This is a genomic window from Georgenia deserti, assembly GCF_042680605.1.
In the GTDB taxonomy this organism is placed as follows: Bacteria; Actinomycetota; Actinomycetes; order Actinomycetales; family Actinomycetaceae; genus Allobogoriella; species Allobogoriella deserti.
The window spans coordinates 1-13,474 of the sequence record NZ_JBHUEE010000009.1 but is presented as its reverse complement, the minus strand read 5'-3'; the positions used below and the strand labels follow the sequence as shown (position 1 = coordinate 13,474).

Sequence of the window (13,474 nt, the reverse complement as noted above, 5' to 3'; positions counted from 1 at the left end):
ATGCCGTACGTCCCGCTGTCCTGGCTCGCCGAGCACGTCGAGGTCGCCCCCGGCACCACGGCCGAGACTCTCGCCGCCGCGCTCGTCGCCGTGGGGCTCGAGGAGGAGCAGATCGTGCCCCCGCCGGTCACCGGCCCGCTCGTCGTCGGGAAGGTGCTCTCGCTCGCGAAGGAGACCCACTCCAACGGCAAGACGATCTCGTACTGCCGGGTCGACGTCGGCGAGCACAACGACCCCCCCGGCGACGGGGCCGAACCGGCCGATGTGTCCTCCCGCGGCATCGTCTGCGGTGCGCACAACTTCGACGTCGGCGATCACGTCGTCGTCGCCCTGCCCGGAACGGTGCTGCCCGGCCCGTTCCCGATCGCGGCACGAAAGACCTACGGGCACACCTCCGACGGCATGATCTGCTCCGCCAAAGAGCTCGGCCTGGGCGAGGACCACTCCGGGATCATCGTCCTCGAGCGTCTCCTCGGCGCCGACGCCGTCCCCGCCCCCGGCACCGACGCGCTCGAGCTCCTGGGTCTGGGTGAGGAGGTCCTCGAGATCAACGTGACACCGGACCGTGGCTACTGCTTCGGCATGCGCGGTGTGGCCCGCGAATACGCCCACTCGACCGGCGCCACGTTCACCGATCCCGGCCTGCCGGAGAACCTCCCGACCCTCCCGCCGCCGGCCACGGCGGACGGCTTCGCCGTCGAGCTCGACGACGACGGCGCCCCGGACGCCGGACTGGACCGGCCCGGATGCGACCGGTTCGTCACCCGTATCGTCCGCGGCGTCGACCCCGCCGCACCGACCCCGACCTGGATGGTCTCGCGCCTCGTGCAGGCCGGGATGCGGCCCATCTCCCTCGCCGTCGACGTCACCAACTACGTCATGCTCGATCTCGGGCAGCCCTTGCACGCGTATGACCTTGCCGCGCTCGCCGCGCCGATCGTCGTGCGCCGGGCCGCGGCGGGGGAGCGGTTGACCACGCTCGACGACGTCGAACGGCGCCTCGATCCCGAGGACCTGCTCATCACGGACTCACCCGGCGGAGCACGTGGCGGGCGGGTGCTCGGTCTCGCCGGCGTCATGGGTGGGGCGGCGACCGAGGTCTCGCCGTCGACCTCGGACGTGCTCGTCGAGGCCGCCCACTTCGACCCCGTCTCGGTGGCCCGGACCGCACGGCGGCACCGGCTGCCCAGCGAGGCCGCCAAGCGGTTCGAACGCGGCGTCGACCCGCGGTTGCCCGCCGTCGCCGCCCAGCGCGTGGTGGACCTGCTCGTCGCCTACGGCGGCGGCACCGCGGATCCGGCGGTCGGCGACGTCGACCGGACGGGGACCCCCGAACCCGTGCTGTTCGACCCCGCCGCGGCCGCCCGCCTCGTCGGTGTCGACTACCCGCGCGAGCGCGTGGTCGGCATCCTCGAACAGATCGGCTGCACGGTCACCACCACGGCCGATCCGGACACCGCCACGGCCGACGGGGCCGGGGACACGACCGTCCAGGTCACGCCGCCGTCGTGGCGGCCGGACCTCGTCGGCCCGGCCCACCTGATCGAAGAGGTGGCGCGGATCGACGGGTATGACGAGATCCCCTCGGTCCTTCCCGCGGCGCCGGCTGGCCGCGGCCTGACCGTGAGTCAGCGGCAGCGCCGCGACATCGCCCGGGCGCTGGCCGAACGCGGGTTCGTCGAGGTGCTGTCCTACCCGTTCATCGGCGACGTCCACGATCGGCTCGGTCTGCCCGCTGAGGACCCGCGCCGGGCCACCCTGCGCCTGGTCAACCCGCTCGCGGACGACGCGGCCGGCATGCGGACCTCGCTGCTGGACACTCTGCTCGAGACCGCACGCCGCAACGTCTCCCGCGGCAACGCGGACCTGGCGATCACCGAGGTCGGTCTGGTGACGCGTCCGGCCGGGATCCGGGCGGCCGCAGCTCCGGGGGTCGACCGGCGGCCGGAACACCACGAGTTGGACGCGCTCGAGGCCGCCGTGCCGGACCAGCCCCGCCACATCGCCGGCGTGCTCACCGGCCGCCGCCTGCCGCCCGGGCTCGGGCCGGTGCCCGCCGCCGGCCGGCTCGCCGACTGGGCGGACGCGGTGGACGCCGCGAAGGTCGTGGCCGAGACGGTCGGCGTCATGTTGACCGTGCGGCGTGGCGAGACGATGCCGTGGCATCCCGGACGCTGCGCCGAGCTGGTGGCCGGCGACGTCGTGGTCGGGCATGCCGGGGAGCTGCACCCCAAGGTCATCTCGGAGCTCGACCTGCCGGCCCGGACCAGCGCGTTCGAGCTCGACCTCGACGCCGTCCAGGCGGTCAGTCCTGCCGAGCCGATCCAGGTCGACCCCGTGTCCACCTTCCCCCCGGCCAAGGAGGACGTGGCGCTGGTGGTCGATGCCGACGTGCCGGCCACGGACGTGCTGGCGGCGGTCACCGACGCCGCCGGTGAGCTCGCCGAGGACGTCACGCTGTTCGACGTCTACACCGGCAGCCAGCTCGGTGAGGACAAGAAGTCGCTTGCTTTCGCGCTGCGCCTGCGGGCGCCGGACCGCACCTTGACCGCGCAGGAGACAGCTGCGGTGCGTGAGCGGATCGTCGAGGTCGCCGGCGAGCGGGTGGGGGCGGTGCTCCGTGCCTGAGCAGACACCCCCGGCTCCCGCCCGCACCGGCGATCCCGCTCCCGCCCGCACCGGCGACCCGGCTCCCGCCCGCACCGCCCTGGTCACCGGCGCCTCACGCGGCATCGGGCGCGCGCTCGCCCTCGGACTCGCCCGCGCGGGACTCGACGTCGCGCTCATCGCCCGGGACGGGGTGCGGCTGGAGGAGGTCACCCAGGAGGTGCGCGACCTCGGCCGGCGCGCCGCCGCCCGGGTCGCCGACGTCACCGATCCGGATGCCGTCCGAGCCGCCGTGGAGGCGATCGAGGACGCGCTCGGGCCGATCGACCTGCTCGTCAACAACGCCGGCCGCATCGACACCGAGGTGCCGCTGTGGGAGGCGGACCCGGACGAGTGGTGGGCCGTCGTGGAGACCAACGTCCGCGGGCCGTTCCTGCTCGCCCGCGCCGTCGTGCCCGGCATGGTGGCCCGCGGCGGTGGCCGGGTCATCGACCTCAACTCCGGCGCCGGAACCCGGGACAACGCCGACGCCACCGCCTACTACGTCTCCAAGACGGCACTCTTCCGGATCGGTGGTGGGCTGCACGAGGCCGGCTATGACCGCGGGCTGCGCGCCTTCGAACTCGCGCCCGGCGTCGTCGTCACGGACATGACCAGCTCGATGCGTGCCCACGCCAACCGCACCGAGTGGACGGACGTGGCCGAGGTGGTCGATCTCGCCGTCGCCATCGCCCGCGGTGAGCTGGACGCCCACTCGGGCCGTTACCTGCGCGCCGGCACCGACACCGTCGAGTCGCTGCGTCACCAGGCCGGCACCGACCACCCGGACGCCGTCCGGCGCCTGCGCGTCAGCGACTGGCCCTGACCACCGTCTGGAGAGACCGTGCCCGAGAACCGGACAACCGGCGTGACCCGGTCTGACCTGCTGGCCGGCATGCCCGCGGCCGTGCCCGTCGGCGCCGCCGAGGTGCGTCAAGCCCGTGGCGCCGACCCGCGTCGCCTCGTCGTCCTCGACGACGACCCGACCGGCACCCAGTCCGTCGCCGACCTCCCCGTCCTGACCGGCTGGAGCGAGGACGACCTCGCCTGGGCACTGGGTACCGGCGCTCCCGCGGTCTACGTCATGACCAACTCGCGCAGTCTGGATCCCGACACCGCCGAACGGCGGAACCGGGACGTCGTCGAGACCGCCGTGCGGGCCGCCGAGCGGTGCCACGTCGAGATCGACGTCGTCTCACGCTCCGACTCCACCCTGCGGGGTCACTTCCCCCTGGAGACGGACGCCATCGCCGCCACACTCGCCGCCGCGGACGACCGCACCGTCGACGGCGTCATCCTGGCTCCGGCCTTCGCAGACGCCGGCCGCCTCACGGTCCGCTCCGTGCACTACGCCGGGTCGGACGCCGACGGCTTCGTGCCGGTCGGCAGGACCGAGTTCGCCCGCGACGCCACGTTCGGCTATACCTCCTCCGACCTGCGCGCCTGGGTCGCGGAGAAGACCGACGGGCGAGTCCCACCGGAGGAGGTCGTCCCTCTCACGCTGGACCGGCTCCGCGCCGGCCCCGAGAGCGTCGCCGAGGTGCTCAACTCCCTGCGCGACGCCCGTCCCGTCGCCGTGGACATCGCCGAGGAGAACGACCTGAGACTCCTGGCCCTCGGCATCCTGCGCGCCGAGGCGGACGGGCGCCGCTTCGTCCATCGCGTCGGACCGCCCTTCGTCCGGGCCCTGATCGGCCAGGACGTGGCGGACCCGCTCACCCCGGCCGACGTCGCCGCCTTGCACGCCGGTGCCGGGCGCGAGGATCTCGCCCCGCACGGCCTCGTCGTCGTCGGCTCCCACGTGGCACTGACCACCCGCCAGCTCGACACGCTGCGGGAGCGCCGCCGGCCCACCGAGATCGAGATCGACGTCGCGCGCGTTCTCGGCCAGGCCCGGGACGCCCACCTCGAGGACGTCGTGACGCGGACGGTCGAGGGCCTGCGGGCCGGAACGGTCGTGCTCTCGACCTCGCGAACTCTCGTCACCGGCCAGAGCGGGGACGACTCCCTCGACATCGCCCGGCGGGTCTCCGACGCCGTCGTCTCCCTCGTCCGCCGCGTGATCGATCGACGGCCGCCCCGGTTCGTCGTCGCCAAGGGCGGCATCACTTCCTCCGACGTCGCCGCCCGTGGCCTGAAGATCAGCCGTGCGTTCGTGCGCGGCCCGATGCTGCCCGGGATCGTCTCGCTCTGGGAGCCGGTCGGCGGCCCCGCCCACGGCATCCCGTACGTCGTCTTCGCCGGCAATGTCGGCGATGAGCACTCGCTCGCCGACGTCGTCGACAAGCTCACGGCACGAGGATGACCTTCCCGGTCGTCTCCCGGCCCTCGAGTGCCCGGTGGGCCTGAGCCGCCTCGTCCAGCGAGAACCGGGCGCCGACACGCACCTCGAGCGAACCCGAGGCCGCGGCGCCGAAGATCTCACCGGCTCGCCACGTCAACTCCTCACGGTCGGCCGTGTAATGCGCGAGCGTCGGTCGGGTGACGAACAGCGACCCGGCGGCGTTGAGCCGCTGCAGGTCGAACGGCGGGACCTGTCCGCTGGCCCCACCGAACAGCACGAGCATGCCCCGCGGGCGGATCGAGGCCAGCGAGGCGTCGAAGGTCGCCTTGCCGACACCGTCGTAGACGACATCGACGCCGGCGCCCCCGGTCAGGTCCCGGACGGCCTGCGGCAGCTCGGTGGAGATGTCGTCCATCTCGGCGTACCGGATCACCTCGGCGGCACCGGCCCGGCGTGCGAGCGACTCCTTCTCCGGGGAGCCGACCGTACCGATCACCCGTGCGCCGCGGGCGGTCGCGAGTTGGGTCAGCAGCAGCCCGACACCACCGGCGGCCGCCGTGACCAGCACCGTGTGCCCGGCCCAGACGGGGAACGTCGAGGCGAGGAGGTAGTGCGCCGTCATGCCCTGCAACGGCAGGGCCGCCGCCGTCTCGAGGTCGAGAGTGTCGGGGACGGGCAGCGCACGTTCCGCGGCGAGGACGACGCGCTCGGCGTAGGAGCCCGGAGCCTCTGCCCACGCCACGCGGTCGCCGACGACGAGGTCGGTGACACCCTCGCCCACCGCGCTGACCGTGCCCGCCCCTTCCGATCCGGGGACGTGCGGGAAGTCCATCGGATAGACACCGGAGCGGCGGTAGGTGTCGATGAAGTTCACGCCGGAAGCGGCGACGTCCACGAGGACCTCGCCCTCCCCGGGCTGCGGATCAGGCGTGTCGACGGCGGAGAGCACCTCGGGTCCGCCGGGGCGGGTGGCGTTGATGGCTCGCATGCTCCCAGCATGGCCCGAGGCGCGGCCCTGACACCATGCGCGACACGCTATGCAATCTCTTGTATGGTTATGCAGGTGTCCTTCTCCGTTGCCGTCGCCGGCGCCTCCGGGTACGCGGGCGGCGAGATGCTGCGTCTGCTGCTGAGTCATCCCGAGGCACGGATCGGCGCTCTGACCGCGAACACCTCCGCCGGGCGTCCGCTCGGCGAGCACCACCCGCACCTCGCGCCGCTCGCCGGCCGGACGCTGGACCCGACCGATCCGGACATCCTGGCCGGCCACGACGTCGTGGTGCTGGCGCTGCCGCACGGCGCCTCCGCAGAGATCTCCGCCGCGCTCGAGGCCGCGGGGTCGCAGGCGTTGGTGCTCGACTGCGGCGCGGACCACCGGCTCGTCGATCCGCAGGACTGGGAGCAGTTCTACGGCAGTGCGCACGCCGGGGCCTGGCCGTACGGACTGCCGGAGCTCATCCGCGCCGAGACCGGTGAGCGTCAGCGCGAGGAACTGCGCCGTGCCCGCCGTGTCGCCGTTCCCGGGTGCAACGTCACCGCTGTCACCCTCGCGCTCCAGCCGGGTGTGGCCGGCGGGATCGTCGACGCCGGGGACGTGGTCGCCACGCTCGCCGTCGGGTACTCCGGGGCCGGCAGGTCTCTCAAGCCGCACCTGCTCGCCGCCGAGGCGGCCGGGAACCTCGCCCCGTACGCCGTCGCCGGCACGCACCGTCACGTCCCGGAGATCGAGCAGAACCTGCGCCGCGCCGGAGCCGAGACGGTTCGCCTCTCCTTCACGCCCGTCCTGGCCCCGGTCGCCCGTGGCATCCTCGCCACGGTCACCGCACCGCTCCGGCCGGGCATCGAACCGGCCAGCGTCCGGGCCGCGTGGGAACAGTGCTACGGCGCCGCCGAGCCCTTCGTCCGCCTCCTGCCCGAAGGGACCTGGCCCAGCACGGCCATGGTCGCCGGCGCCAACGCCGCCGCCGTCCAGGTGGCCGTGGACGAGCGAGCCGGCCGCGTCGTCGCTCTCTGCGCGATCGACAATCTCGTCAAGGGCACCGCGGGCGCCGCGGTGCAGTCGATGAACCTCGCCCTGGGCCTGTCGGAGACCACCGGCCTGACCACCGTCGGAGTCGCCCCGTGAACACACTGCACCTCGCTCGCTGCGCTCGTGACCGTGCGGAGGCGCACGGATGAGCGTCACCGCCCCCGCCGGGTTCCGGGCCGCCGGAGTCACCGCGGGCCTCAAGCCGTCCGGACGGCCGGACCTCGCCCTCGTCGTCAACGATGGACCCGAGCACGTCGGTGCCGCCGTGTTCACGCAGAACCGGGTCGCCGCCGCTCCCGTGCTGTGGTCCCGGACCGCCGTGGGCGACGGTGTCGTCCGCGCCGTCGTGCTCAACTCCGGCGGCGCCAACGCGTGCACCGGACCCGAGGGTTTCGCCGACACCCACCGCACCGCAGAGCACGTCGGAGAGGTCCTCGACGTCTCCGCCGCAGACGTTCTCGTCTGCTCGACCGGACTCATCGGCGAGCGTCTCGACATGCCTGCCCTGCTCGGCGGGGTCGACACCGCCGCGACCGCGCTGTCACCCAGCGGCGGCCGTGCCGCCGCCGAGGCGATCATGACCACCGACACGGTGACCAAGCAGGCCGCCGTCACCCGCTCCTCGCAGACCGGTTCCTGGACGGTCGGCGGCATGGCCAAGGGCGCCGGCATGCTCGCTCCGGCCCTGGCCACGATGCTCGTCGTCGTCACCACCGACGCCGTCGTCGAGGCCGCCGACGCCGACGCCGCGTTGCGGGCCGCCGCCCGGGTGACCTTCGAACGCGTCGACTCCGACGGCTGCCTGTCGACCAACGACACCGTGGTGCTTCTCGCCTCGGGCGCCTCCGGCGTGCGCGCAGACCGGGAGGAGCTCTCCGACGCCCTCACGGTCGTGTGCGGCGACCTCGCCCGGCAACTCGTCGCCGACGCCGAAGGCGCCGCCCACGACATCGCCGTCACTGTCTCCGGCGCCACCACCGAGGACGCCGCGCTCGCCGTCGCCCGTGCCGTCACCCGCTCCAACCTCGTCAAGACGGCGATTTACGGAAACGACCCCAACTGGGGCCGGATCCTCGCCTCCGCCGGTACCGTCCCGGCCGAGGTGGCCCCGTTCGAGCCGGACGCCGTCGACGTCGCCATCAACGGCGTCACGGTCTGCCGTGGCGGCGGCGTGGGTGAGGACCGCACACGCGTCGACCTGGTCTCCGCACGCGAAGTCCGCATCGACATCGACCTGCACGCGGGCGAGGCCGCCGTCACGGTGTGGACCAACGACCTCACTCACGACTACGTCCACGAGAACAGCGCGTACTCGACATGAGCACCGACCCCGGCACCGCTCCCGCCCCGTCGGCCGACCGGCTCGTGCTGGACGCCGACCGCCTCGTCGGCGCCCACCAGAAGGCCGAGGTCCTCATCCAGGCCCTGCCCTGGCTGCGCCGGTTCTCCGAGGCGCGCGTCGTCATCAAGTACGGCGGGAACGCGATGGTCGACGACACGCTCAAGCGCGCGTTCGCCGCCGACGTCCTCTTCCTGCACCAGGTGGGCCTGCGCCCGGTGGTGGTGCACGGCGGGGGGCCGCAGATCTCGACCATGCTCGACCGTGTCGGCCTCGAGACCGAATTCCGCGGCGGCCTGCGGGTGACCACGCCGGAGGTCATGGAGGTGGTGCGGATGGTGCTGACCGGCCACGTGCAGCGCGAGCTCGTCTCGCTGCTCAACGCCGACGTCGCCCACGCCGTCGGCCTCTCCGGCGAGGACGGCCGCCTGCTGCAGGCCGAGCGCCGGCACGCCTTGGTCGAGGGCGAACCGGTCGACGTCGGGCACGTCGGGGACGTCGTCGACGTCGATCCGCAGGCCGTCGAGGACCTCCTGGACGCCGGCCGCATCCCCGTCGTCTCCACCGTCGCCATCGACGCCGCCGAGCCGACCCAGGTGCTCAACGTCAATGCGGACACCGCCGCCGCGGCGCTCGCCGTCGCGCTCGGAGCCACCAAGCTCGTCATGCTCACCGACGTCGAGGGGCTGTACGCGGCCTGGCCCGACCCCTCCAGCCTCGTCTCGCAGATCCGCGCGGGCGACCTCGAGGTCATGCTGCCCACGCTGTCCTCCGGCATGGTCCCCAAGATGGAGGCGTGCCTGCGCGCGGTACGCGGCGGCGTCCCGCAGGCACACGTCATCGACGGCCGCCGCGAGCACTCCATGCTCCTGGAGATCTTCACCGACGCCGGGGTGGGCACCCTCGTCGTCCCCGACGCAGCGGAGGAGGAGTCGTGACCGACACCGGCCAGGACTGGACCGAGCGCTACCGGCGCGCGGTGATGAACACCTTCGGCACACCGCAGCGGGTCCTCGTGCGCGGTGAGGGCGCGTACGTGTGGGACGCCGACGGCGCGCGTTACCTCGACCTCCTCGGCGGCATCGCGGTCAACGCCCTCGGGCATGCGCATCCTGCCCTCGTGCAGGCCGTGACCGAGCAGCTCGGCGCCGTCGGGCACGTCTCGAACTTCTTCACCACCCCGGCCCACGTCCGACTCGCCGAGCGGCTGCTCGAGATCGTGACCCCGGGCGGTGCGCCGGACGGCTCCCGCGTCTTCCTCGCCAACTCCGGCACCGAGGCCAACGAGGCGGCGTTCAAGCTGGTCCGGCGGCACGGCGACGGGACCCGCCCGCGGGTGCTCGCGCTCGAGGGGGCCTTCCACGGCCGGACCATGGGAGCGCTCGCGCTGACCCACAAGGCGGCCTACCGCGAACCGTTCGCCCCGCTGCCCGGCGGCGTCGAGTTCTTGCCGTTCGGCGACGTGGCGGCACTCGCGGACGCCATGGACGACGACGTCGCCGCCCTGGTCCTCGAGCCCATCCAGGGAGAGGCGGGCGTGCGTCCGCTGCCGGCCGGGTACCTCGCCGCCGCGCGTCGCCTGACGGCCGATCACGGTGCGCTCCTCGTCCTCGACGAGGTCCAGACCGGCATGGGCCGGACCGGCACCTGGATGGCCCACCACGGCATCGTCGATCCCGACGGCGGTGGTACCTCACCGGTCGTGCCGGACGTGGTCACGCTGGCGAAGTCCCTCGGCGGGGGCATGCCGATCGGCGCCGCGATCGCCCTCGGCGGGCGCGCGGGCGGCCTCCTCGGACCCGGCCAGCACGGCACCACGTTCGGCGGTAACCCGGTGTCCGCCGCGGCGGCGCTGGCGGTCATCGAAACGATCGAACGGGACGGACTGCTCCACCACGCCGCCGTGACCGGCAAGGCGCTGGCCGACGCCCTGGCCGGGGTGCCCGGCGTGCGCACGGTCCGCGGATCCGGTCTGCTCCTCGCCGCCGAGCTCGAGGCACCGGTCGCCAAGGAGGCGGCCGCAGCGCTCCTGGACGCCGGCTTCATCGTCAACCCGGTCGCTCCCGACGCGCTTCGCGTGGCGCCGCCGCTGATCCTCACCCAGGAGCAGGCGGCCACGCTCGTCGACGCGCTGCCGGCCGCGCTCGCGACGGCCGGCCTGCGGACGCCGCCCGGGGCGGGACGTGCGGAGGAGACTCCGTGACCGCGCAGACGTCCGGGACCAAGGCAGCCCGCCACGCCCTGATCGCCGAGATCCTGGCTCATCAGGCCGTGCGCTCCCAGACCGAGCTGAGCGAGGTGCTCGCCGACCGGGGCGTGACCGTGACCCAAGGCACGCTCTCCCGGGACCTCGACGAGCTACGTGCCCAGAAGGTCCGCGGACCCGGTGGAACCCAGGTCTACGCGCTGCCCGTCGAGGGCGGCGGCACCGAACCGGTCGTGGCCGAGAACACCGAGCAGGTGACCGCCCGGTTGCAGCGGTGGTGCGCCGAGGTCCTCGTCACCGCCGACACCACGAGCAACCAGGTGGTGCTGCGCACGCCGCCGGGCGCCGCGCACGTCCTCGCCTCAGCCCTCGACCACGCGTTGCTGCCCGGAGTGCTCGGCTGCATCGCCGGGGACGACACCGTCCTCGTCATCACCCGGGACGAGCACCGTGCCGCCGCCCTGACCGAGCGGCTGCTCGAGCTCGCACGCCCGGGACCGCAGCGCCGACGAGGCACCGGGCCGGCGTCCTCCGCCGGTCCGCCTGCCTGACCGCCCGAGACCGCATTACCGAGACTGTTTCCGAGGGTGCCCGCCGCGCCCGTCACGAGTTGGAGAGACATGAGCGAGACCACCCACGACTCCCGTCCCGACCGAGTCGTTCTGGCCTACTCCGGTGGCCTGGACACGTCCGTGGCGATCGGCTGGATCGGTGAGCGCACCGGTGCCGAGGTGATCGCCGTCGCGGTCGACGTCGGTCAGGGCGGGGAGGACCTCGAGGTCATCCGCCAGCGTGCTCTGGACTGCGGCGCCGTCGAGGCCTACGTGGCCGACGCCCGCGAGGAGTTCGCGACCGAGTACTGCATGCCGGCGCTGAAGGCGAACGGCCTCTACATGGACTCCTATCCGCTGGTCAGCGCGCTGTCCCGACCGGTCATCGTCAAGCACCTCGTCGCCGCCGCCCGGCAGTTCGGCGCCCAGACCGTCGCCCACGGATGCACCGGCAAGGGCAACGACCAGGTCCGCTTCGAGGTCGGTATCACCTCGCTCGCCCCCGACCTGAAGTGCCTGGCGCCGGTGCGTGACCTCGCACTGACTCGCGACGTCGCCATCGACTACGCGAACCAGCACCACCTGCCGATCGCGACCACGAAGAACAACCCGTTCTCCATCGACGCGAACGTGTGGGGCCGCGCCATCGAGACCGGCTTCCTCGAGGACATCTGGAACGAGCCCACCAAGGACGTCTACTCCTACACTGACGACCCGACCTACTCGCCCCTGCCGGACGAGGTCACCCTCACCTTCGACCAGGGCGTGCCGGTCGCGATCGACGGCCGGCGAGTCACCCCGCTGGAGGCGGTCCAGGAGATGAACCGCCGCGCCGGCGCCCAGGGCGTGGGGCGCATCGACATCGTCGAGGACCGGCTCGTGGGCATCAAGTCGCGTGAGGTCTACGAGGCCCCCGGCGCGATGGCACTCATCGCAGCCCACAAGGAGCTCGAGAACGTCACGGTCGAGCGCGAGCAGGCCCGGTTCAAGAAGACGGTCGGACAGCGGTGGACCGAGCTGGTCTACGACGGCCAGTGGTTCTCCCCGCTCAAGCGGTCCCTCGACGCGTTCATCGAGGACACCCAGCGGTACGTCTCGGGCGAGATCCGGATGGTGCTGCACGGCGGCCGCGCCACCGTCACCGGTCGGCGCTCCGAGCAGAGCCTGTACGACTTCAACCTCGCCACCTACGACACCGGCGACTCGTTCGACCAGTCGCACGCCAAGGGCTTCATCGAGATCTACGGGCTGACCTCGAAGCTGTCGGCCGCCCGGGAGGCTGCCGGCGGGCAGCAGCCGGAGGCGTCGTCGTGACGACGAGCCTGACCGGCCGGCACTTCCTCAAGGAACTCGACCTCACGCCGCAGGAGTGGCTGGGGCTGATCGACCTCGCCGCCGAGCTCAAGGCCGCCAAGCACACCGGCACCGAGGTCCGTCACCTCGACGGCAAGTCGGTCGCACTCATCTTCGAAAAGACCTCCACCCGCACGCGGGCGGCGTTCGAGGTCGCCTGCCACGACCAGGGCGCGCACGCGACCTATCTGGATCCCGGTGGGTCGCAGATCGGGCACAAGGAGTCGATCCCGGACACCGCCCGGGTCCTCGGCCGCTTCTACGACGCCATCGAGTATCGCGGTACGCACCAGGCGGACATCGAGGCGCTCGCGGCGCACGCGGGCGTCCCGGTGATCAACGGCCTGACCGACGAGTGGCATCCGACGCAGATGCTCGCCGACGCCCTGACCATGCGCGAGCACGCACCGCAGGTGGGTGGTGCGCCGAAGCCGTTCGGCGAGATGGTGCACGCCTACCTCGGGGACGCCCGGTTCAACACGGCAAACTCGATTCTCGTCTCCGGTGCGCTGCTCGGGATGGACGTGCGTCTCGTCGCCCCGGCGGGGCTGCAACCGTCCGCCGACGTGCTTGCCGCTGCGCGGCAGGTGGCGGACCGGACGGGCGCGCGCCTGACGGTGACCGACGACGTGGCCGCCGGAGTGGCAGGGGCGGACTTCGTCTCCACCGACGTGTGGGTCTCGATGGGGGAGAAGAAGGAGGCCTGGGACGAGCGCGTCGCCCTGCTGCGCGACTACCAGGTCACGCGCGAGCTCCTCGCCGCCACCGGCAACCCCGACGTGAGGTTCATGCACTGCCTGCCGGCCTTCCACGACCTTGGCACGGCCGTGGGCCGGGAGATCCACGCCCGCACCGGCATGGACGCTCTCGAGGTCACCGACGAGGTCTTCGAGTCCGAGTCCTCCGTGGTCTTCGACCAGGCCGAGAACCGCCTGCACACCATCAAGGCGGTCCTCGTCGCCCTCCTCACCTAATGGGAGCTACCGGGTCGGCCACCGGGCAGACTCGGTTCCGGTAGCGGCCAGTGGGTGAGCACTCTCCTCGCCAGGTACTCGATGCCTAGGGT

11 protein-coding genes are annotated in these 13,474 nt (G+C 72.9%); 10 read left to right on the top strand and 1 reads right to left on the bottom strand.

Annotation, left to right across the window (positions count from 1 at the left end):
- From pheT to ACFSE6_RS15535, 3 genes are all read left to right on the top strand, one after another.
- On the top strand, positions 1-2,628 hold the full coding sequence (gene pheT / locus ACFSE6_RS15545) for a phenylalanine--tRNA ligase subunit beta (protein ID WP_388009185.1): 2,628 nt from the start codon (positions 1-3) through the stop codon (positions 2,626-2,628).
- Complete coding sequence (locus ACFSE6_RS15540; RefSeq protein ID WP_388009182.1) at positions 2,621-3,472, top strand: SDR family NAD(P)-dependent oxidoreductase; 852 nt, start codon at positions 2,621-2,623, stop codon at positions 3,470-3,472. Before pheT ends, ACFSE6_RS15540 begins: the two co-directional genes overlap by 8 nt.
- 69 nt (positions 3,473-3,541) lie before the next feature.
- Positions 3,542-4,951 carry a four-carbon acid sugar kinase family protein gene (locus ACFSE6_RS15535; RefSeq protein ID WP_465254175.1) on the top strand — a complete coding sequence of 470 codons (1,410 nt, stop codon included), beginning with the start codon at positions 3,542-3,544 and terminating at the stop codon, positions 4,949-4,951.
- On the opposite strand, the gene ACFSE6_RS15530 is transcribed toward ACFSE6_RS15535, so the two are convergent.
- Positions 4,935-5,918, bottom strand: coding sequence for a quinone oxidoreductase family protein (locus ACFSE6_RS15530; RefSeq protein ID WP_388009177.1), 984 nt, complete (start codon positions 5,916-5,918; stop codon positions 4,935-4,937). The genes ACFSE6_RS15535 and ACFSE6_RS15530 overlap by 17 nt on opposite strands.
- Before the next feature lie 63 nt (positions 5,919-5,981).
- On the opposite strand from ACFSE6_RS15530, the gene argC reads away from it, so the two are divergent.
- The 7 genes from argC to argF all read left to right on the top strand — a co-directional run bounded on the left by argC (position 5,982) and on the right by argF (position 13,382).
- Positions 5,982-7,055, top strand: a complete 1,074-nt coding sequence (gene argC / locus ACFSE6_RS15525) for an N-acetyl-gamma-glutamyl-phosphate reductase (RefSeq protein WP_465254169.1) — start codon at positions 5,982-5,984, stop codon at positions 7,053-7,055.
- A 49-nt stretch (positions 7,056-7,104) separates the two neighbouring features.
- Positions 7,105-8,280, top strand: a complete 1,176-nt coding sequence (gene argJ / locus ACFSE6_RS15520; protein WP_388009174.1) for a bifunctional glutamate N-acetyltransferase/amino-acid acetyltransferase ArgJ — start codon at positions 7,105-7,107, stop codon at positions 8,278-8,280.
- A complete protein-coding gene (gene argB / locus ACFSE6_RS15515) occupies positions 8,277-9,236 on the top strand; it encodes an acetylglutamate kinase (protein ID WP_388009171.1) in 960 nt (319 codons plus the stop codon). The genes argJ and argB overlap by 4 nt, the downstream gene beginning before the upstream one ends.
- Before the next feature lie 44 nt (positions 9,237-9,280).
- Positions 9,281-10,501, top strand: a complete 1,221-nt coding sequence (locus ACFSE6_RS15510; protein WP_465254174.1) for an acetylornithine transaminase — start codon at positions 9,281-9,283, stop codon at positions 10,499-10,501.
- Positions 10,498-11,055 carry an arginine repressor gene (gene argR / locus ACFSE6_RS15505; protein ID WP_388009165.1) on the top strand — a complete coding sequence of 186 codons (558 nt, stop codon included), beginning with the start codon at positions 10,498-10,500 and terminating at the stop codon, positions 11,053-11,055. Before ACFSE6_RS15510 ends, argR begins: the two co-directional genes overlap by 4 nt.
- 69 nt (positions 11,056-11,124) lie before the next feature.
- Positions 11,125-12,369, top strand: a complete 1,245-nt coding sequence (locus ACFSE6_RS15500) for an argininosuccinate synthase (RefSeq protein WP_388009162.1) — start codon at positions 11,125-11,127, stop codon at positions 12,367-12,369.
- On the top strand, positions 12,366-13,382 hold the full coding sequence (gene argF, locus ACFSE6_RS15495; RefSeq protein ID WP_388009159.1) for an ornithine carbamoyltransferase: 1,017 nt from the start codon (positions 12,366-12,368) through the stop codon (positions 13,380-13,382). Before ACFSE6_RS15500 ends, argF begins: the two co-directional genes overlap by 4 nt.
- Positions 13,383-13,474 lie beyond the last annotated feature (92 nt).